The sequence below is a fragment of the Rhizobium sp. P32RR-XVIII genome (genome assembly GCF_012641395.1).
In the GTDB taxonomy this organism is placed as follows: Bacteria; Pseudomonadota; Alphaproteobacteria; order Rhizobiales; family Rhizobiaceae; genus Rhizobium.
Genome location: NZ_JABAIH010000004.1, coordinates 127,502 through 148,185, shown reverse-complemented (window position 1 = coordinate 148,185; position 20,684 = coordinate 127,502). Strand labels below are relative to the sequence as shown.

Sequence of the window (20,684 nt, the reverse complement as noted above, 5' to 3'; positions counted from 1 at the left end):
CCGGGCGCTCCTCAACGAACCCGGCAACCGCGCGTAAGGCCGAGGAGAAGAAGCGACGTCAGGGCGCGCGTATTGTCACGCAGGGCAACGCGCCCCTGGACAATCGTATCGGAAATCTTTGCACCCGTGATCTTCATGACCGCGCTTATAGCCGCCGAACAATAAGCTGGCAACCCCCGCCTATTTTTTCGCCGCTTGCACCACGCGGGACAATGCCAGCATGAGCCCACCGGCGACCAGCCCCCAGAAAGCGCCGGAAATGCCGCCAAAGGAAACGCCGGACGCCGTCACAAGGAAGGTGATCGCCGCCGCCTCGCGCGATTCCGGCGCCTGGAAGGCGGCCATCGCCGAACCTGAGAAAGCGCCGACAAGCGCAAGCCCCGCCACCGCCTGGATGAGGATCGGCGGCGCCAGCGCCACGAATGCAGTCACGACGCCGGCAAGCAGGCCCAGCACCACATAGCCGGCGCCGGAGATCAGGGCAGCCCAATAGCGGCGCTTCGGATCGGCATGCGCATCCTGCCCTGCGCACATTGCCGCGGTGATCGCCGCCAGATTGACGGCGTGGCCGCCGAAGGGCGCGGAAAGAACCGAGAAGAAACCGGTGACGGCAAAGAGCGGGCCAGGCATCGGATCATAATGATTGACCTTCAGCACCGCTATGCCCGGAATATTCTGCGAGGCCATGGTGACGATGAAGAGCGGCAGCGCAATCGAAACGAAGCCGGCAAGATTGAAGACCGGATGAACGATCTCGACGGTCGGCACCAGCGACCGTCCGAGCGAAGCAAGCGCGCCCTCCGGGATCTCGACGCCGAATGTCAGCACGAGCACGAAAGCGACGAGCGCGGCTGGCACTGCCCAGAGCCGCCTGAATGCACCCACGACGATCCATGTCAGAACGATGGGAAGCCCGAGCAGCGGATTGAAGCCGATGGCCTTTACAGGCGCAAAGCAGAGTCCAAGCAGCACCCCGGCAAGCATGGCATTGGCGAGTGGCGCCGGAATTGCGGCGACCGCCCGCCCCAGCGGCTTGAAGAGGCCGGCGATGACGATCAGCACCGCGCAGATCAGGAAGGCACCGACGGCTGCATTGAACCCGCCCTCGATCGCCGCCCCGGTACTGGCAAGAAGCGCTGCCCCCGGCGTCGACCACGCTATGCTGACCGGGAGCTTGGTCACGGCGCTCAAAAGGATGGCGCATGCCCCCATCGAAATCGACAGCGCCATGAGACCCGAAGCTGCCTGCGCCTCCGTCGCACCCACCGCTTGCAATCCATGCAGCACGACGGCGAACGAACTGGCAAAACCGACGAAGGCGGTGAGCACGCCCATGAACAGGGCTTGGACGGAAAAGTCTTTGAGCATGACGAGACTCGTGGCTGCAGGGATGGGCCATGGAGCATTATCGGCAGGAGTCGCGCAAGTGCAGTCCCCTGGTATTCGGTCGCGCATTGTGGCTCGCCCGCGGGCTGGCCCCCTCCTCAGCGACATCTCTTCGGCGAAGGTGTATGTTCGGATCGTTCAGCTTGGCGGCATTTTGGAGGGCACATGACGAAAGATGCTCAAGGGAACGAAGCGCTTTTCGTGAAGGCCGCGACGCTTGCCGCACACTTTCGCGACGAGGCCGGCACTCGCCTGCAACGGCCGTCCTTCGACTACGCCACTGCTGTCACCGCCTTTGCAGAGCCGCTGCCGGAGCAACCGATGGCAATGGACGGTGTGCTCGACCAGCTCGCTCTGAAGGCAGAGCCCGGATTGCACAGCATGACCGGCCCGCGTTTCTTCGGCTGGGTCATTGGTGGTTCGCACCCGATGGGTGTCGCCGCCGACTTCCTGACCAGCGCATGGGGACAGAATGCCGGCAACCACGCAGCCTCGCCGGCAAGTGCGGCGGCAGAAACGACAGCCGCACAATGGCTGCTCGAGCTTCTCGACCTACCGCGGCAAAGTTCGGTCGGTTTTGTCACCGGCGCTACGGTCGCGAACTTTACATGTCTTGCCGCAGCGCGCGGCGCGGTCCTGCATGCCGCCAAATGGGACGTTGAGGCAAACGGCCTTTTTGGAGCTCCGCCGATATCCGTGCTGATCGGCGACGATGCGCATACAACGGTCTTTTCCGCGCTGCAGTTCCTGGGACTCGGCCGTGACCGCGTCCTGCGTGTCGCAACGGACGATCAGGGTAAAATCCTTCCGCAAGCCTTCTCCGAAGCAATCTCCTCCGTAGACGGCCCCTGCATTGTCATTCTGCAGGCAGGGCAGATCAACACCGGCGCCTGCGACGGCTTCGCTGAACTGATCGAGCTTGCCCGGAGCAAGCAGGCGTGGGTGCACGTCGATGGTGCCTTCGGCTTGTGGGCTCAGGCATCGCCGAACAAACGGCACCTCACCGCCGGCGTTGATGAGGCGGACAGCTGGGCGGTTGACGGCCACAAATGGCTGCAGGCGCCCTATGATTGCGGTTATGCCATCGTCCGCGACGAGTTGGCTCACCGCCGCGCGATGACCATCGCCGCAAGCTATCTACCTCTCACGAATGACGGCGAGCGTGACCCGTCTCACTACGTGCCGGAACTGTCACGCCGAGCGCGCGGCTTCGCGACCTGGGCCTTGATCAAGCATTTCGGCCGCGACGGTATCCGCGCACTCGTTGACCAAGCCTGCGAATCTGCCGCTCTTCTGGCCGGCCGCCTGTCGCAGGAGCCAGGCATTGCCGTTCTAAATGAGGTCGTTCTCAACCAACTCATCGTTCGCTTTGGCGACGCGGAGCATGGCGATAGACTTACTCAAGCGACGATCAGGACCCTTCAGCAGGATGGAACCGCATTCTGCGGCGGAGCATTATGGCGAGGACAGCAGGTCATGCGGATTTCTGTCACCAACTACCAAACCGATCTGACGGAAGCGGCAAGAGCAGCCGACGCCATCATCGACGCTTATCGCAGCGCGCGCCGCCAGCTCCAACTTTGAATAGGCCACGCAAAAAAACGCCCTCGCCTGCGGGTAGCAAGCAAGGGCGCCTCTTGAAGTCTCCGATCAGATTTCGCTCCGCGATGCGATGATCGGGAAAATCAGAAAAACCGGCAGGCCTCTCAGTTTCCGTGATAGGCCCTCACGAGCCCCGAAGCGTCATGAAGCTCCGCTTTCAATGGCTCGCCGGCCCTTGTGATCTCCTGCGTCGTTCCATCGGCGAATGTCAGCGCTACCGACCCGATCATGGATTTGAGCGTAATCCTGTCGGTCTCGTTGCCCTCGAAGGAAATGATGGTATCGCCATTCTCGTAGGTGACGCGCATCTTATCCGCCGAAAGGCCCTCGCCGAACTGGATCTGGCCGCCGACGAACGTGCGCACCGTATCCTTGCCGTCGCCGGCGGAGAACTGCATGGTGGCATCCGGACCCAACCTGATGTCATCATCGCCCTTTCCGCCGATCGCGACGCTGTCTGAATGCACCGCAATGACATCATTGCCCTCGCCGCCATCGACGCGACTGTCCGACCAGGCACTGATGACGTCATCACCGGCTCCGCCATGGACGTCGGTTTCGGACCATGCCGCGATGTCGTCGTCACCGGCTCCGCCGTCCACGTAGCTGCCGGACCAGACGTCGATCACGTCATCGCCAGCGCCGCCCAAAACACGACTGTCCGACCATGCCTTGATGCTGTCGTCACCGTCGCCGCCATCGACGTCGCCTTCGCTCCAGACGTCGATCTGGTCGTCGCCTGCGCCGCCGAGCACCTTGCTTTCAGACCAGGCCCGGATGGAATCGTCGCCATCTCCGCCGTCGACGCTGCTGTGCTCCCAAACGTCAATCGTGTCGTTGCCGCCTCCGGCATCGACCGCGCTGTTCGCACCGCCGCTCAACGTGTCGTCTCCGCCACCGCCGAGCAGGATGCGGATTGCCATCGCCTGCCAGCGCGCGGCGGCATCCCTGAGGGTCGAGGCGCCCACAACGTCCGCAGGAACCTTATCTTTTTCAGACGTCTGCTCCTGCTTTTCGGCTCCCTGGGAGGAGCCCTGTTCGGCGTCGATCTTCGGTGGAGAGGGCGGCTGCACCCTAAACTGGTATGGATCACGTCGCGTGGAAATTCCGTCTGCGCTGGTCATGCAACCCCCTTTTCGGCCCCTGGCCTGGTTGATTGCCGCGCTTGCTCCGCCGGTCATCCGGCTCGGACTGAAAATCAAAAAATGGAAAAGAAAACTGAATGGCGCGGCATTAACTATCGAATGAACAACTTACAGGCGCAACGATACGGCGCGCACCCTGCGCCAAACTTGCATCGAAGTTGCATCGATAGAAATTGCACGCGAGAAGACCAGCGTGGACGCGTATTCTCCCGCCAATAAAAACGCCCCCGTCTGCGGTCGCAAACAGGGGCGTTGCTTTCAATGAAAGCCTGAGATCAGATTTCGCTCTGCGATGTGATGATACGGGAAACCAAGCCGTAACCCTTGGCTTCGTCCGCCGACAGCCAGTAATCGCGGTCGGTGTCGGCGGCGATCTTTTCATAGGGCTGGCCGGTTGCCGCTGCCATGATCTTGTTCAGGCGCTCGTTCATCTTGATGATTTCGCGAGCCTGGATCTCGATGTCGGACGCCATGCCGCGCGTGCCGCCGGACGGCTGGTGCAACAGGAAGCGCGTGTTCGGCAGGCAAAGGCGGCGTTCCCTTGGCGCGGCGACATAAATCAATGCGCCCGCAGAAGCGACCCAGCCCGTACCGATCATCCAGACCTTCGGCTTGATGAACTTGACCATATCGTGGATCGAATCGCCGGATTCCACGTGACCGCCCGGCGAACTGACATAGATACGGATATCATCGTCGCTGGCTGCGGCGAGCGCCACGAGCTGCGAGCAGACCTTTTGCGCCAGTTCCTGATTGATCGGTCCGTAGATGAAGATCGAACGCGACTTGAAAAGATTCGCCTCCGTTTCCTTGCCGAGCGGCAGTTCCTTCGTCTTTTCGTCCTGTTCTTCTTCTTCGTACATTCGAACCTCTCTTACGTCCAATTCGGTTCCTCGCACATAGTGCGACTCAATGGGTAAAACAATGCAGGAAAAAGACAAGGTCCGGATCGGGTGAAGATATTCTTATGACAAACCCGCGATATCCTCCCATTCTATCACGGGGGCCGATCGGAGGAAAACATGACATCCGAATTGCTACGCGCCGCCGTCCGCAACAATGCTCTCTGGTGCAATGCCATCTGCGCGGCAAGAGGCTCACCCGGCGAGTTTTCTGCAACGCTCTGGCTCCACCGCCAGGGCACGCCACCCTTTTATCCGGACGTTGTCACGCTCACCGGCAGCGATACGGCGAGCGAGCAGGAAGAAGCGATCGCCGTGCTCGTCCGCTCGCGAAAGGGTGAATGGAGCATCAAGGACAGCTACGCCGCGCTTGACCTTGCCCCCCTTGGGTTCGAGGTTCTGTTCGAGGCCGAATGGATAGGGATTGAGGCGGATCAGATTCTCGTTGCCCAGGAACAGCCTTTGACCTGGAAACGGATCGCCACGGCGGACGAGTTGCAGGATTGGGAGAGAGCCTGGGGCGCTGGCGCGGCATCGCCGACGCCGCACATCTTCCTCGAAGCGCTGCTCAGCGATCCGGATATCGTCTTCCTCGCAGCCTTCGAAAGCGACGCGCTTTGCGGCGGTGGCATTCTCAACCGCCACGCGGACGTGGTCGGCCATTCGAACATCTTTGCCTTCAAGAAAAGAGAGAAAACTATCCGGGCCGGCTTGCTGCAAAAAGCGTTCGAAATCTTTCCCGGGATCCCGATCGTCGGCTACGAACACGGCGATGATCTGGACGACGCGTTGGAACTCGGCTTTGCATTGCTCGGCCCTCTGCGTGTCTGGGCTCGGTCGTAGGCACCTTACTGAAATGTAACGGGACTTCGGCTTTGAAAAGCCCGAATCCGTTCCTACCTCATCCTCACGGTCACGTCCGCACGAACACAAAGGAGACAGCCATGTCACCGGAAGAACGCCAATTGCTTACGGGCCTGTTCGATAGGGTCCGCACCGCCGCCGCCACGCCGCGGGACCGCGAAGCCGAGACCCTCGTTGATCAGCAAGTGCGCGAGCAACCTTATGCGCCATACTATCTGGCGCAGGCCGTCATCGTTCAGGAAAAGGGTCTCGAGGCGGCCGCCAAGCACATCAAGGAACTCGAAGAGCGTGTCCGCCAGCTCGAGGCCGGCGAAAGCCAGCATCACCAGGCCGAACAGGGCGGCGGCTTCCTGAGCTCGATCTTCGGTACCGGCCAGGCGCAACCGCCGGCGCAGACCGCAGGACCCTGGGGGAACTCGCCGCGCCAGGCCTATCCGGATCGCGGCTATGACGACAACGCCCGTCCGATGCAGCCGCCGCCGAGCGGCCCATGGAACCCGCAACCCGGCGCCCCTTCGGCGGGCGGCAGCTTCCTTCGCGGCGCGCTCGGTACCGCGGCCGGCGTGGCGGGCGGCATGCTGCTTGCCAATTCATTGAGCGGCATCTTCGGCAACCACATGTCGTCGCTCGGCTGGGGCTCGCCTTTTTCCGGCAGCAATCCCTTTGGCAACGCCAGCGCCCCCGCGGAGGAAACCACCATCAATAACTACTACGGCGACCAGAATCCGCAGGCTGCCGACGACAACAACGACAGCGACATCCGACAGGCTGACTACAGCAACGACGGAAACAATGACGACGACTTCGCCGACGATCAGTCCGGCGACGACAGTTACGACGTCTGACGCAAACTCACCCACGCCCGCGGTAGGTCGGAACACCCTGGTCGGGCAGCCACACACCTTCCGGCGGCTTGCCCGTCTGCCAGAAGACGTCGATCGGAATGCCGCCGCGCGGATACCAGTAAGCTCCGATCCGGAGCCACTTCGGATCGAGCAGTTCGACGAGACGCTTGGCGATATAGATCGAGCAATCCTCGTGGAAAGCGCCGTGGTTGCGGAAGGAATGCAGGAAGAGCTTCAGCGACTTCGACTCGACCAGCCATTCGTTCGGAATGTAGTCGATGACGATATGGGCGAAATCCGGCTGCCCGGTCATCGGGCATAGGGAGGTGAACTCCGGCGCAGTAAAGCGCACCACGTACTCGGTGCCGGGATGGTTCGACGGCACCTTTTCCAACACCGCCTCTTCCGGCGACTTGGCTGTTTCGGTTTGCGTGCCCAGCATCGACAGGCTGGAAACATCGGTCTTCGGCATTTAGGCGTCCCTTACGACTTTGACGCGGATCCCATGGGCCCTTTCGCCCTCGGGCTCGACGTGGATGGCAATGCTGGCGCCCGGATGCACCGCGCGGATGGCATCTTCAAGGCGATCGCAGATATCATGCGCCTGCCTTACCGGCATTGCGGCCGGAACCACAAGATGAAAATCAACGAAGGTGACCGCCCCGGCGCGACGCGTCTTCAGATCGTGAACGCCGATCGATCCCGCCGCATGCGTGGCGATCGCCTGCTTGATTGCCTCTTCCTCCTCTGGCTCCACCGCCTGATCCATCAGACCGCCGATCGAATGCGAGATCACCTTCCAGCCCTGATAGATAATGTTGATGGCGACCAGGATCGCAAGCACCGGGTCGAAGATCGCATATCCGGTCGCAATCACCAGAAGCAGGCCAATGAGCACGCCGACGGAGGTCACCACATCCGACATGATATGCTGGCCGTCGGCAACAAGGGCCGCCGACCGATATTTCCGGCCCGTGCGGATGAGCAAACGAGCCCATACGGCATTGATCACACCGGCTCCGAAATTGATCGCAAGACCGAGCACCGGCGCATCGAGCATGCGCGGCGCGGCCAGATGACCGATCGCTTCGTTGACGATCATCAGCGCCGCGACGACGATGAGCGCGCCTTCGGTGACCGCCGAAAGATATTCGGCCTTGTGGTGCCCGAACGGATGGTCGTGATCCGCCGGCTTCTGCGCATAGCGGATGACGAAGTAGGCAATGCAGGCAGCAACGACATTGACGGTCGATTCAAGCCCGTCGGAAAGCAGCGCGACCGACCCCGTCACCCACCAGGCCACCATCTTCAGGCCCATGACGCCGAGTGACAGCGGAATGCCCCAAAAGGCCAGCCGCTGCACGGTGAGATTGCCTTGTCCGTCCATATCGATCCCTCTGCGGATGCGAATGAATTGCAGCACTTAGCCCATTCAAACGCAAAACCGCCCGCGCGAGAATCGCGCAGGCGGCCAATGCCGGTGATATGGGGAAGGATCGGTGTTTTGTCAAAGGTCAACGCTTGCAAACTTGAATTGGCAATTTATATAACACGTTATATAAATGCGCATGCAAATGGAGCGGACTGTGATCGAAGACATCGTGCGAGCATCCGGATTCCTGACTCTCGGCAGCCGGCTGCGCCGCATCGGCGAGCGCCTGCAAGCCGATACGCAGCAGATCATCGAAGAAGCGGGTCTCGGCATCCAGGCGGGGCAATACCCTTTCCTGGCAGCGATCGACCGGGCTGGGCCGCTGACGGTCGGCGAACTCGCCCAGTCGGTCGGCATCACCCAGCCGGGCGCGACGCGGACCGTCGGCCAGCTGCTCGAACTCGGTTTCGTCGATATCCAGCCTGCCCCGGACGATCAGCGCCGCAGGCTGGTGTCGCTAACGGCGAAGGGTCAAGGGCTCGTCGACTATTCGAAGACTGAAGTCTGGCCGCGCATCGCAGCCGCCGTCACCGATCTCTGCGGCGCCCTTGAAGGACCGATCCTGGATCAGTTGGCCGCAATCGAAGATGGGCTGGCGGAAGCGTCGCTCTCGCGCCGTGCGCCCGAGGAGAGAAAATGACACATATTCTCGATCGTCCGATCTGGAGCGCGCTGCAGACGGCGCATGCCGGCCTTGCCGAAGGGAGCCCGCTCGAGCGGCGCTACCCTCCCACGATCGTACCCTTTGCCGCGTCGGTGGACGCGACGCCTGAAAGTCTCGAGGCGCTGACGAAGCTTCCGGGACCCGATGACGCCATGGCGCTTGTGGAAGCCGGACCGATCGCAATTCCTGACAGCCTCGACATCATCCTGGAAGCCACGCTTGTGCAGATGGTCGCAAAGGCGCCGCATGAACCGGTCTCCGACCCTCGCATCGCCCCGCTTACCGAAGCCGATGCCGAGGAGATGCTCGCGCTCGCCATGCTGACGAAGCCCGGACCCTTCACATCAGGCGCGCAGAGGCTCGGCACCTTCTGGGGCATCAAAAGCGATGGTCGCTTGATCGCCATGGCGGGCCAGCGGCTGCGGCAGACGGGTTTCACCGAGCTCAGCGGTCTCTGCACCCATCCCGATTTCCAAGGGCGCGGCCTTGGCACCCTGCTCTTTCGCTTCGTCGCCGGCCATATCGCCTCGACCGGCGCGACGGCTTATCTGCACGCCTATGCGACGAATACCGGTGCCATTGGGCTCTACCGGAAGCTTGGCTTCGAACTGCGTTCGGAGATGAACCTCAGGATCGTCAAGCGCCAGGACTAGCCCGCATCCGACGCTCAGGCCATTAGTCTGCCGGGTCGGATACGTTGCCGCCGGCGATACTGACGCTCTGCGGCCAGCGGATGAGCGCCGCCTCGCCTGAGGGCGTCAAGGCGTAGACGCCCTTGTCCTGCCGCTCGAACCAGCCATAGACATTGCCGAGCAGGATCTTCCCGGCATCCGGCGCCAGCGCCTTCATATCGCGCGGCCTGACCAGCCCCTGCTGGAGGGCAGCGGCGCAGATCAGCGCCCGCTGGCGGTAGGCGGTCATCACAGGCGCACGCGTGCTGCCGCCGACGGCAGGATCGCCACGGCGCCGCTGATGTTCCCTGACGAGACGCGAACGGCGCTTCGGATTGGTGCGAGGCATCGGCGAAACGGAGCTGACGATGACACTGACCTCACCGGTATCGGAGACGCCGAGCATGCCGATCCCCAGCCGGCGGCAGAGATCGCGATAGCGCTTGTCCGCCTCGCGCCCGCGTCCCTTGGCGGAAACGCGCGCAGCGATCCACACTTCGTCGCTCATCGCTGCCCGATCGACCGCCTGCAGGACAAGCTCGAGATTGAAGCTGAGCTTCAGCTCGCACACCACGACCACCGGTGGCTCGCCCTCGCGCAAACCAACGAGATCGCATCCGCCGATCTCGCCCTTGACGGCATAGCCCGCCGCTTCGAGAAAGCCTTTGGCCGGTAGATAGAGCGACGTTTCCATCGGTTATGCAGGGTTGAGATCGGCAATTTCGCCATGCCGGGCCAGCAGCCGCGGCGATGACATATCGCCGGACTCCTCATCGACGATGACAGCATAGGCAGCGACACCGACGAAGCGCGAGGCCATGGCGTTCGCAATCTTCTCTGCACTCACGGCGCTCGATGCCTGGCGCATCTCGCCCGGCACCAGATTGCCCCGATTCTTGCGGTAGGGAAGGACGATAAACTTCTCAGCATTGGCCACGACGACATTCCTTATTCATCGTTCCCGAAATGTTCTGATTTGGGACGGGAAGTCAACCGGTTAGGCGGTGGGTTGCTGGAAATTGCGAGGAAGAGCAAGTGCCCCCCTCATCCGCCCTTCGGGCACCTTCTCCCCGCTGGGGAGAAGGGACAGTGCGGCACCTCCAAAATCCCCTCTCCCCTCGGGGAGAGGGTTAGGGTGAGGGGGCTCCGGGCGCCGGCTTCACGGGAATGTCCCGCTAGACTTATTCACGCCGCCCCCTCGCCTCAAGCCGCCTTCGTCTTCACCTTGCGCGCGAGGTGCGCCACGACGTTCTCGATCATCCGCATGCCGGCATCGCCGCCGAGCGTCATGATCGATTCCGGGTGGAACTGCACCGCCGCGACCGGCTCCTTGGTGTGCTCGACGCCCATGATCGTGCCATCTTCGCTTTCCGCCGTGATCATGAACTCACGCGGCAGCGTCGAGGGATCGGCGAAGATCGAGTGATAGCGTCCGACGGTGACCTCCTTGGCAAGGCCGGAGAAGACGATACCCGGCTCCAGCACGCGGATGCGCGAAGGCTTGCCGTGCATCGGCACCGCCAGATGGCGCAGTTCGCCGCCATAGGCTTCGGCAAGCGCCTGCAGGCCGAGGCAGACGCCGAAGATCGGCAGGTTGCGCGCCCGCGCCTTCTTGATCGTCGCCTTGCAGTCGAAATCCTTCGGATTGCCCGGTCCCGGCGACAGCACGACGAGATCGGGGTTCAACCGGTCGAAAATCTCGTCCGGAACGGGGGTGCGCACGGTCGAGACCGTCGCGCCCGTCTGGCGGAAGTAGTTGGCGAGCGTATGGACGAAGCTGTCCTCGTGGTCGATCAACAGGATGTTGACACCCTTGCCGACGGCAGCGACGTCGCGGCTCGCCTTGCCGGCGTTGCCGGCCCTGGCATCGCGGATGGCGGAAAGCATGGCGGAGGCCTTCAGTTCGGTTTCTGCTTCTTCTTCATGCGGATCGGAATCATTGAGCAGGGTCGCCCCTGCCCTGACTTCGGCGATCCCGTCCTTGATGCGCACCGTGCGCAGCGTCAACCCGGTGTTCATGTCGCCGTTGAAGCCGACCATGCCGATCGCCCCGCCATACCATGCGCGCGGGCTCTTCTCATGGCTTTCGATGAAACGCATCGCCCAGAGCTTCGGCGCGCCGGTGACGGTGACGGCCCAGGCATGGCTGAGGAAGCCGTCGAAGGCATCCATGTCGTCGCGAAGCCGTCCCTCGATATGGTCGACCGTGTGGATCAGCCGCGAATACATTTCGATCTGACGGCGGCCGATCACCTTGACGGAACCGGGCTCGCAGACGCGGCTCTTGTCGTTGCGGTCGACGTCCGAGCACATCGTCAGTTCGGACTCGTCTTTCTTCGAGTTCAGGAGCTTCAGGATCTGCTCGCTGTCGGCAATCGGGTCGTCGCCGCGCTTGATCGTGCCTGATATCGGGCAGGTCTCGATGCGGCGGCCCGACACGCGCACGAACATCTCGGGCGAAGCACCGACGAGGTATTCCTGATTTCCGAGATTGATAAAGAAGGAATAGGGAGAAGGATTGATTGCCTTCAGCCGCTTGGAAATGTCGGAAGGCTTGCTATCGCAGCGCTCCATGAACTTCTGTCCCGGCACGACCTCGAAGAGGTCGCCCTTGCGGAAGCTTTCCTTCGCCTTGACGACGAGCTCGGCATATTCGCCGGGGCGGTGATCGCTTTTCGGCGGGATCGCGTCGGTCTGCTTGAACGGCTCCGGTGCGATGTCGCCTTTCTTGCCCTCGGTCGTCACGCCGCCCTTCTCGAAATCGTAACGGTCGATCCAGGCCTTGGCCGAATAGTTATCGACAACGAGGATCTCGTCCGGCAGGTAAAGCACCATGTCGCGCTGGTCGGATGGACGCGTGAGCTTGAGATTGATCGCGTCGAACTGGAAGGCGAGATCGTAGCCGAAGGCGCCGTAAAGGCCGAGGCTGGCATCCGCCTGCGAATAGAAGAGATCGGTCACCGCGCGCAGAACGGTGAAGACCGTCGGCATCTTCGAGCGTTCCTCCTCGGTGAATACCCGGTCGGGCAGCTTTACCTTGAGGTCGAGGCGACGGGCGGTGGAGGCGCCAAGCTCAAGCTCGCGCACCGTCTTCAGCCGCTCCGTCACGAAGCCGAGCAGCACTTCGCCGCGCTCGTTGTAGGCCTCGATCCAGACATCGCGGCCGAACGAGGAAATCCCGAGCGGCGGATCGACGACGGCGGTATCCCACCGCGTGTAACGTCCCGGATATTCATAATTGGAGGAAAAGACCGCGCCGCGCCGTTCGTCGAGCTTGTCGACATAGGATAGCACGGCATCGGCATAAGGGATCGCCCGGCGCTGCCGCGTGACGGTGACCCCACCCCGCGTCTCGTAGATTTCCGCTCCATCATCCCGAAGGATCGTTACCATTGTTCCACTCCGTTATCGGGGCCTGGACGACAGGCGGCCTGAAAACAAAAAAGCCGCCTGGCGTTTTTCCGGGCGGCTCACTCGTCGTCTTTGGACACGATTGGTCGAGGCCGCCTCAGCGAGCCCACCACCATGCTGCAATGTTCAAGGACTTCTTCATGGGCGGAATTGTTAGCCTGAGATCCGGCCAAGCGCAAGGGCCCCAATTTGAAGAAAACACTGGGTGATTGCAACGAAATCCACCCTCCATGCGTTGCCCCCTTTCCGATGGCAACCACGGACGGTTGAAGGCGTGAAAAACCTGATCGCAGTAGCAGCAGCAACCGCAGCGCTGTTTGCCCTTACCGGCGCAAGTCTCCCCGCCAAGGGTCCCGTTCCACAAGTGAAGCCGCAGGTCGAAGGCGAGGCCGCGGCGCCTGGCGAGAGTGCGCCCGTTCCGGAACCAAGGCCACCCACCGCGAACGAGCCCAGCCCTGCGCCCGCGAAGCCGTCCGCGGCTCAGGATGAAAAGCAAGGGGAGGCAACGAAGCAGGAGGGCAAAAAGCCGGAGAAGTTCGGTCCGCCGGCTCCCGGAACGCTTGAGGCCCAGAACCTCACCATCGAACCGGAAAGCGATGCCGATCATTCGCAATGCATGAAGGAACTGCAAGCGATCGGCGCCGTCTTCAAGGACATCACCCGCATCGATGACGGTCATGGCTGTGGTATCGACAAGCCGATCACTCTCTCCGAGGCGCTTCCGGGCATCAAAGTGAAGCCCGAGGCGACGCTGCGTTGCCCGGCTGCTCTGGCGCTTGCGCGCTGGATGAAGGAAAGCGTCATTCCGGCGGCCGCCGTCGCCGCGGAGGATCAGGGCGAAATCACCACAATCAACCAAGCCTCTTCGTACATCTGCCGCCTGCGCAACGGTGCGTTTGCCGGAAAGATCTCCGAGCACGCCCGCGGCAACGCCATCGATATCGCAAGCTTCAGTTTTGAAAAGGGCAAGGACATCGCCGTCAAGCCGCGCCGTGAGGACTCGACGCTCGCCGGCGCCTTCCAGCGCACGGTAAGCGCCTCCGGCTGTCTCTATTTTTCGACCGTGCTCGATCCGGAAAGCGACGCCGCGCACGAAACGCACTTCCACATGGATGTGCTGCAGCGAAAGGGAGGCTTTCGCTACTGCCACTAATACACAAGCGACGGCAGCAGCTTGAAACCGCAAGATGAATCAGCAGATGAAGCCGCTGGTCTTTGTCTGGGCGGCCGACGAGCCTAGAACAGCCCCTCGACATACCCCTTATCGTTCAGGAATATCCGCTCGGCGGATGGCGATCTCGGCAGACCCGGCATCGTCATGATCTCACCGGTAATGACGACGACGAAACCGGCGCCCGCCGATAGCCGCACTTCCCGCACCGGCACGATATGACCTTCCGGGGCGCCGCGAAGATTGGGATCGGTCGAAAATGAATACTGGGTCTTCGCCATGCAGACCGGCAGGTTGCCGTAGCCCTGCTCTTCCCAGGCGATGAGCTGATCACGGATTGCCTTGTCCGCCGTTACCTCGCCGGCATGATAGATCTTCGAGGCGATGATCTCGATCTTTTCGAACAGCGAGGCACTGTCGGCATAGAGCGGTTCGAACTTCGCCTGGCCGGATTCCGCCAGTTCCACCACCTTCTCGGCAAGCTCCTCGATGCCGGCCGAGCCTTCTGCCCAGTGGCGGCAGAGGATCGCTTCGGCCCCGTGGCGCGAGACATATTCCTTGACGGCGGCGATTTCCTTATCCGTATCCGATACGAAATGGTTGATCGCGACGACCACGGGAACACCGAATTTCCGCACATTCGCGAGATGCCGCCCAAGGTTCGAACAGCCCTTCACCAGTGCCGCGACGTTCTCCGTCGCGAGATCTTCCTTCTTTACGCCGCCGTTCATCTTCAGCGCGCGCACAGTCGCAACGATCACCGCGGCGTCGGGCTTCAATCCCGCCTTGCGGCATTTGATGTCGAAGAACTTCTCGGCACCGAGATCGGCTCCGAAACCCGCCTCGGTCACGACATAGTCGCCGAGCTTCAACGCCGTCTTCGTCGCAATCACCGAGTTGCAGCCATGCGCGATATTCGCGAACGGCCCGCCATGAACAAAAGCCGGATTGTTCTCCAGCGTCTGGACGAGGTTCGGCTGCATCGCGTCTTTCAAGAGGACCGCCATGGCGCCATCCGCCTTCAGATCGCGCGCATAGACCGGCGTCTTGTCGCGCCGGTAGGCGACGATGATGTTGCCGAGGCGTCTCTCGAGATCCTCGAGATCGGTAGCGAGGCAGAGGATGGCCATCACCTCCGATGCGACGGTGATGTCGAAACCGTTCTGCCGCGGGAAACCGTTGGCAACGCCGCCGAGCGAAGAGACGATTTCGCGCAGCGCTCGGTCGTTCATGTCCATCACCCGCCGCCAGGTGACGCGGCGAAGGTCGATGTCCTGCTCGTTGCCCCAGTAGACATGATTGTCGATCAATGCGGCGAGCAGGTTGTGCGCCGACGTGATCGCATGAAAGTCGCCGGTGAAATGGAGGTTGATATCTTCCATCGGAATGACCTGCGCATAACCGCCGCCAGCCGCGCCGCCCTTCACGCCGAAGCACGGCCCCAGCGACGCTTCGCGGATGCAGACGATGGCTTTCTTGCCGATGCGATTGAGACCATCGCCGAGGCCGACCGTGGTCGTCGTCTTCCCCTCGCCCGCCGGCGTCGGGTTGATGGCAGTCACAAGGATCAGCTTGCCATCATCCTTCTGCGCCTGCGCGGCGATGAATTGCGCGCTGACCTTCGCCTTGTCGTGACCATAGGGGGCGAGATGCTCCGCCGGAATGCCGAGCGCCGCGCCGATCTCGAAAATCGGTTTTTTCTTCGCCGCGCGGGCGATTTCGATGTCGGATTTCATGGCCACGCCGGTATCTCCCAGGGCTTTTATCTCTGCCGGAGCATGACCTTATCCGCAGAGCGGAAACAAGAGGCCAACGCTGGGCCAAAAGCGGCTAGCAGCGTTGAAGCACAGGAAAATTCCGGAAAGACAGTGCTCGTAGCGCTTGCCGCAGCAGGGAGGCACGCGCGATTAGCAAGAATAGGTCGAAGAACGGAATGAAAAGCCAGAGGAGACACTCCCCTGGCCAGGGGAGCGCCTTCGCCTCAGCTTCAGCCGTCGCCCATGGCGATCAGGCTGGCGTTGCCGCCTGCTGCCGCCGTGTTCACGGAGATCACCTGCTCCTGCGCAAAGCGCTGCAGGTAGGCAGGACCGCCGGCCTTGAAGCCGGTGCCGGAAAGACCGGAGCCGCCGAACGGTTGGGTCCCGACGACAGCACCGATCATGTTGCGGTTGACATAGACGTTGCCGGCGTCGAGCGCGTCGGTGACGGTTCGGATCGTTGCCTCGATGCGGCTGTGAACGCCGAGCGTCAGGCCGTAACCGGACGCCTGGATGTCCTCCAGCACCTTCGGCAAATCCTTCGCCTTCCACCTGACGATGTGCAGAACGGGACCGAAAACCTCCTTCGTCAGCGCCGAAGACTTGTCGAGCTCGACGATATGCGGCGCGAAGAACGTGCCGCCCGCAGGCGCCTTGCCTGCGTAACGCACCTTCTGCGTCTTTTTCATATCCTCGATATGCGCTTCGAGCATCGCCTTCTGCTTGTCATCGATGATCGGGCCAACATCGGTCGTCTCGAGGCTCGGATCACCGAGCGCCAGCTCGCGGGCCGCACCCTCGATCATCTGCGTCATGTTCTCGGCGACGTCCTCCTGCAGGAAAAGCAGGCGCAGCGCCGAGCAGCGCTGGCCGGCCGAGCGGAAGGCCGAGAGGATGACGTCGTCGGCAACCTGCTCCGAAAGCGCGGTCGCATCGACGATCATCGCGTTGAGCCCGCCCGTTTCTGCGATCAGCGGCACGATCGGCCCGTCCTTGGCAGCAAGCGCCCGGTTGATTGCCCAGGCGGTCTTGGTCGAGCCGGTGAAGGCTACGCCGCCGAGCGCCGGATGCGCGGTGATCGCGGAGCCGACCTCCGGGCCGCCCGGAACGAACAGAAGCGCATCCTGCGGGATGCCCGCCTGGTGAAAGAGCTTGACGGCCTCATAGGCGATCAGCGGGGTCTGCGGCGCAGGCTTGGCGATGACAGTATTGCCGGCAACGAGCGCCGCCGAGACCTGGCCGAGGAAGATGGCAAGCGGGAAGTTCCACGGCGAGATGCAGGCGAAGACGCCACGGCCCCGCCAAAGATAGCGATTGTCCTCGCCGGTCGGTCCCGGCATTTTCGCGACCGCGCCGAACTGGCGGCGGGCCTCGGCCGCATAGTAGCGGCAGAAGTCGACCGCCTCACGGACTTCGGCGACGCCGTCATCGAGCGTCTTGCCGGCTTCGGCGGCAAGCAGCGTCAGCAGCCGATCGCGGTTTTGTTCCAAAAGGTCCGCCATCCGCTCCAGTGCCGCGGCGCGAGCTTCGACCGGCGTGCGCGACCAGCTCTTGAACGCCTTGGCGGCAACGGCAAAGGCCTTGTCCACATCGGCCGCCGTCGCATTGCGCACCGAGCCGACCTTTTGCGAATGATCGGACGGCGAGATCACCGGCGTTTCGGTTCCTGCTGGGGACACGCCGGGAATGAGCGGCGCTGCCGAGATGGCAGCGGCTTCCTTGCCAACATTGCTCATCAGCTTCTCCAAGGTCTCGCGATGACCGAATTCCAGGCCTGAGCTGTTCTTCCGCTTGCCATATATGCCGAGCGGCATCGGGATCTTGCTGTTGCGCGTGCTGGCGCCGGTCTCAAGCTGCAGCTTCGCAGCCGGACGCTCGAGCAGCGCCTGGATCGGCGTGTTCTTGTCGCCGGCCATGGCCACAAAGGAAGAGTTCGCGCCGTTTTCCAGAAGACGGCGGACGAGATAGGCAAGCAGGTCGCGATAGCCGCCAACCGGCGCATAAATGCGGCAGGCGATGCGGTCGTTGCTGTCCAGAAGATGATTGTAGAGCGTCTCGCCCATGCCGTGCAGGCGCTGGAATTCGAAACCGGTGCGGTCCTCGCCAGCGAGCTCCAGGATGGTCGAGACGGTGAGCGCGTTATGCGTCGCGAATTGCGGGAAGATGCGGGCGCGCTTGTCGAGCATCTGCTTGGCGCAGGCGAGATAGGAAAGGTCCGTCGCCTGCTTGCGCGTCCATACAGGATAGTCTTCGAGGCCGCGTTCCTGCGAGCGCTTGATCTCGGTGTCCCAATAGGCGCCCTTGACGAGACGCACCATCATGCGGCGGCCAAGCTTGGCGCAGAGCGCGTCGATATAGTCGATCACCGCCGTGGCGCGCTTCTGATAAGCCTGGATCGCGAGCCCGAAACCATCCCAGCCGTCGAGCGAGGGATCGCTGAATACGGCGGCGATCACGTCGAGCGAAAGCTCCAGACGGTCGGCCTCCTCTGCGTCGACGGTGAAATTCAATTGATGTGCCTTCGCCATCTGCGCGAGCTTCAGAAGATCCGGCACCAGCTCCTTCATCACCCGGTCGCGGTGCGTCGCAAGATAGCGCGGATGCAGCGCCGAGAGCTTCACGGAGATGCCCATGCGGTCCGGCAGTTCCTTGGACTTGGCGTTCTTCGCCATCCAGGTACCGATCGCCTCGATGGCCTTCGCGTAGGATTGCCAATATCGCTTGGCATCTTCCGCCGTGCGCGCGCCCTCGCCCAGCATGTCGAAGGAATGGCGATAGCCCTTCTCCTCACTCTTTGCGGCGCGGTTCAGCGCGTCCTTGATCGTTTCGCCCAGCACGAAATGATGACCGAGGAAACGCATCGCCTGCTTTGTCGCATTGCGCACGGTGGGCAGGCCGAGGCGTTTGACGAGACCGCGCACGACCCCTTCCGGTGTATCGCCGGGCCGCAGGATACGGGCGGAAACGCCCAGCGCCCAGGCGGAAGCCGAAACGAACCAGCTGTCGGCCTTGCCCTCGTGTTCGCTCCAGCCGCCTTCCTTCAGCTTGTCCTCGATCAGCTTGTCCTGCGTCAGTGCATCGGGAACCCGCAGCAGTGCTTCGGCGAGAACCATGAGTGCCAGACCCTCGCGCGTCGAAAGACCGTACTCGCGGAGGAAATCCTCGACGCCACCCATTGAGCCGGCATTGTTGCGGATCGCCTTGATCATGTCGCTGGCGCGCTTGTCGATCGCCTTGTCTTCGGCGGCGCTGAACTGCAGCCTTTCGCTGAGGGCGTGCAGAAAGCGGTCATCGTCACCGGCAAATGGAGCGTTGAACAGGGAATTCTCCGTGGCAATCTGCAAATTCATGAGGCGTTCTCCGTGATATCCGCAACATAGCTGTTCATTCGCAGGGTTTTTCACTAAATAGATGGGTCGGCAAATTTTATTCAGCTACTGACCAGTCGAAAGGCCGTGAAAAATGAAAGAACTCGATCGCCTCGACCGCAAGATTCTTCGCGCACTGCAGAAGGAAGGCCGTCTTTCGAACATCGAACTTGCCGATCGCGTAAGCCTCTCGCCTACCGCGACGGCCGAACGCGTCAAGCGTCTCACCCGTGACGGCTATATTACCGGCTACATGGCCGTCCTGTCGCCGGAAAAACTCGGCCGCACCCTGCTGGTCTTCGTTCAGGTCAAGTTGGACCGCACGACGCCTGACGTCTTCGACGCTTTCGCAGCTGCCGTGAAACGCTCGGACGATGTCATGGAGTGCCATATGGTCGCCGGCGGCTTCGATTATCTCGTCAAGGCACGCGTCGCGGGCATGGAGGCCTACCGCCAGTTTCTTTCGGAAGTGATTCTGCCGCTCCCCGGCGTCCGGGAAACGCATACTTATGCGGTCATGGAAGAAGTAAAATCAGCAGGGCTGCTACCTGTATAATCTTAAAAACAACCTATACGTGTAATACTGTGATTAATTCTTAACACTTCGAATTAATCAGAGCTTATTAGATCAATTCAGGCTAGTATGTATAGCAATTAACGTATTTGATAGCGGTAACATGAAGGCAAGGCAGGGTGCATTATGTCTTACATGACTACCTCTGAAAGGCAGTCGGTTTTATCAGCGGAATTGGCCGCTGTGCGAACGCGTGCGCTTTTTAACCAAGCCTTGCACAGGATTGCAGGCGCGTTCGGTTTTTCGCACTGCACACTGATGAATTCTCCCTCGGCCGAGGACCTTTTTTTAAAACCGCTGATTATAGAAACATCTTTACCGGGCGCGTACCTTAGAGACTTCGATCATGGTCACATGCTGCGCGCCTGTTCTTTTGTGGCGAAGGTGCGGGAATCCGCCGTTCCGCAGGTTTGGCATCTCTCTGATCCTGTAGTCACTCAGTCGTTTCCGCCCGAACTGCGCGCCCTGATGCTTCGGCACAAAATGACTGCGGGCATCATGTTCCCGTTGAATGCGGCAGATGGCAAGCGGCTGGTCTTCTGGCTGTCCGGCGAGCGGACATCGTTCAGCCAGAGCGAGATCAATGAACTGGCGATGATCGCACTCCACGCGCTCGATGCCTACAACGTCGTCAAGCGCAACGAAGATTACGCGCACGTCGCCCTTTCGACACGCGAACTCGAAGTTGTTCGCTGGACCGCCCAGGGGAAGACGTCGGTTGAAATCGGCCAGATCCTCGCGCTCTCCGACCATACCGTAAACGCCTATATGACGAATGCCATCAAGAAACTTGATTGCGTGAACCGCACCCAGCTGGTCGCAAAGGCCATCCGGTCGAAGCTCATCGACTGAGAAGGCGCAAGCGGGGAGACGCAGGCGTCACCTGCGAATG

Annotated in this window: 19 protein-coding genes; 8 read left to right on the top strand and 11 right to left on the bottom strand. The window is 61.7% G+C overall.

Annotated features, from left to right (window positions below; translation table 11 throughout):
• Positions 1 to 11: 11 nt before the first annotated feature.
• The gene (locus HGP14_RS36215; protein WP_281408094.1) at positions 12 to 137 is read right to left on the bottom strand and encodes a hypothetical protein; all 126 of its coding nucleotides are present in this window, start codon (positions 135 to 137) and stop codon (positions 12 to 14) included.
• Positions 138 to 180: 43 nt separating this feature from the next.
• The gene (locus HGP14_RS13900) at positions 181 to 1,368 is read right to left on the bottom strand and encodes a benzoate/H(+) symporter BenE family transporter (RefSeq protein WP_168830455.1); all 1,188 of its coding nucleotides are present in this window, start codon (positions 1,366 to 1,368) and stop codon (positions 181 to 183) included.
• A 183-nt stretch (positions 1,369 to 1,551) separates the two neighbouring features.
• On the opposite strand from HGP14_RS13900, the gene HGP14_RS13895 reads away from it, so the two are divergent.
• Positions 1,552 to 2,970 carry an aminotransferase class V-fold PLP-dependent enzyme gene (locus HGP14_RS13895; protein ID WP_168830454.1) on the top strand — a complete coding sequence of 473 codons (1,419 nt, stop codon included), beginning with the start codon at positions 1,552 to 1,554 and terminating at the stop codon, positions 2,968 to 2,970.
• Between the two features lie 122 nt (positions 2,971 to 3,092).
• Here the strand turns inward: HGP14_RS13895 and HGP14_RS13890 are convergent, their stop codons facing one another.
• Entirely contained in the window at positions 3,093 to 4,112 is a 1,020-nt protein-coding gene (locus HGP14_RS13890) for a hypothetical protein (protein WP_168830453.1), read from the bottom strand.
• Between the two features lie 296 nt (positions 4,113 to 4,408).
• Positions 4,409 to 4,996, bottom strand: a complete 588-nt coding sequence (locus tag HGP14_RS13885; protein ID WP_168830452.1) for an ATP-dependent Clp protease proteolytic subunit — start codon at positions 4,994 to 4,996, stop codon at positions 4,409 to 4,411.
• Positions 4,997 to 5,155: 159 nt separating this feature from the next.
• Between HGP14_RS13885 and HGP14_RS13880 the strand changes: the two genes are divergently transcribed.
• Both HGP14_RS13880 and HGP14_RS13875 read left to right on the top strand, forming a co-directional pair.
• Positions 5,156 to 5,878 (top strand): hypothetical protein, encoded by a 723-nt coding sequence (locus HGP14_RS13880; RefSeq protein ID WP_168830451.1) that lies wholly within the window; start codon positions 5,156 to 5,158, stop codon positions 5,876 to 5,878.
• Positions 5,879 to 5,979: 101 nt separating this feature from the next.
• Complete coding sequence (locus HGP14_RS13875) at positions 5,980 to 6,744, top strand: DUF2076 domain-containing protein (protein ID WP_168830450.1); 765 nt, start codon at positions 5,980 to 5,982, stop codon at positions 6,742 to 6,744.
• 7 nt (positions 6,745 to 6,751) lie between these two features.
• Here HGP14_RS13875 and queF read toward each other — a convergent pair whose 3' ends face one another.
• Together queF and emfA are read right to left on the bottom strand one after the other, a co-directional pair.
• Positions 6,752 to 7,216 carry a preQ(1) synthase gene (queF, locus tag HGP14_RS13870; RefSeq protein ID WP_168830449.1) on the bottom strand — a complete coding sequence of 155 codons (465 nt, stop codon included), beginning with the start codon at positions 7,214 to 7,216 and terminating at the stop codon, positions 6,752 to 6,754.
• Positions 7,217 to 8,131: a CDF family cation efflux transporter EmfA gene (emfA, locus tag HGP14_RS13865; RefSeq protein WP_168830834.1), complete on the bottom strand. Its 915-nt coding sequence runs from the start codon at positions 8,129 to 8,131 to the stop codon at positions 7,217 to 7,219.
• Between the two features lie 199 nt (positions 8,132 to 8,330).
• On the opposite strand from emfA, the gene HGP14_RS13860 reads away from it, so the two are divergent.
• Both HGP14_RS13860 and HGP14_RS13855 read left to right on the top strand, forming a co-directional pair.
• Complete coding sequence (locus HGP14_RS13860; protein WP_168830448.1) at positions 8,331 to 8,816, top strand: MarR family transcriptional regulator; 486 nt, start codon at positions 8,331 to 8,333, stop codon at positions 8,814 to 8,816.
• Positions 8,813 to 9,493 (top strand): GNAT family N-acetyltransferase, encoded by a 681-nt coding sequence (locus HGP14_RS13855; RefSeq protein ID WP_168830447.1) that lies wholly within the window; start codon positions 8,813 to 8,815, stop codon positions 9,491 to 9,493. Before HGP14_RS13860 ends, HGP14_RS13855 begins: the two co-directional genes overlap by 4 nt.
• 22 nt (positions 9,494 to 9,515) lie before the next feature.
• On the opposite strand, the gene HGP14_RS13850 is transcribed toward HGP14_RS13855, so the two are convergent.
• From HGP14_RS13850 to HGP14_RS13840, 3 genes are all read right to left on the bottom strand, one after another.
• Entirely contained in the window at positions 9,516 to 10,205 is a 690-nt protein-coding gene (locus HGP14_RS13850; RefSeq protein WP_168830446.1) for a DUF2161 domain-containing phosphodiesterase, read from the bottom strand.
• A 3-nt stretch (positions 10,206 to 10,208) separates the two neighbouring features.
• Entirely contained in the window at positions 10,209 to 10,448 is a 240-nt protein-coding gene (locus tag HGP14_RS13845; protein WP_168830445.1) for a hypothetical protein, read from the bottom strand.
• A 266-nt stretch (positions 10,449 to 10,714) separates the two neighbouring features.
• Entirely contained in the window at positions 10,715 to 12,904 is a 2,190-nt protein-coding gene (locus HGP14_RS13840) for an anthranilate synthase (RefSeq protein WP_168830444.1), read from the bottom strand.
• A gap of 292 nt (positions 12,905 to 13,196) precedes the next feature.
• On the opposite strand from HGP14_RS13840, the gene HGP14_RS13835 reads away from it, so the two are divergent.
• Positions 13,197 to 14,075, top strand: a complete 879-nt coding sequence (locus tag HGP14_RS13835; protein ID WP_168830443.1) for an extensin family protein — start codon at positions 13,197 to 13,199, stop codon at positions 14,073 to 14,075.
• Between the two features lie 83 nt (positions 14,076 to 14,158).
• On the opposite strand, the gene HGP14_RS13830 is transcribed toward HGP14_RS13835, so the two are convergent.
• Positions 14,159 to 15,829, bottom strand: coding sequence for a formate--tetrahydrofolate ligase (locus HGP14_RS13830; RefSeq protein ID WP_168830833.1), 1,671 nt, complete (start codon positions 15,827 to 15,829; stop codon positions 14,159 to 14,161).
• A 251-nt stretch (positions 15,830 to 16,080) separates the two neighbouring features.
• Positions 16,081 to 19,200 carry a bifunctional proline dehydrogenase/L-glutamate gamma-semialdehyde dehydrogenase PutA gene (putA, locus tag HGP14_RS13825; protein WP_168830442.1) on the bottom strand — a complete coding sequence of 1,040 codons (3,120 nt, stop codon included), beginning with the start codon at positions 19,198 to 19,200 and terminating at the stop codon, positions 16,081 to 16,083.
• A 112-nt stretch (positions 19,201 to 19,312) separates the two neighbouring features.
• Here putA and HGP14_RS13820 point away from each other — a divergent pair, with 112 nt between their 5' ends.
• Positions 19,313 to 19,774 (top strand): Lrp/AsnC ligand binding domain-containing protein, encoded by a 462-nt coding sequence (locus tag HGP14_RS13820; RefSeq protein ID WP_168830441.1) that lies wholly within the window; start codon positions 19,313 to 19,315, stop codon positions 19,772 to 19,774.
• 144 nt (positions 19,775 to 19,918) lie between these two features.
• A complete protein-coding gene (locus HGP14_RS13815; RefSeq protein ID WP_168830440.1) occupies positions 19,919 to 20,644 on the top strand; it encodes a helix-turn-helix transcriptional regulator in 726 nt (241 codons plus the stop codon).
• Positions 20,645 to 20,684: the final 40 nt, after the last annotated feature.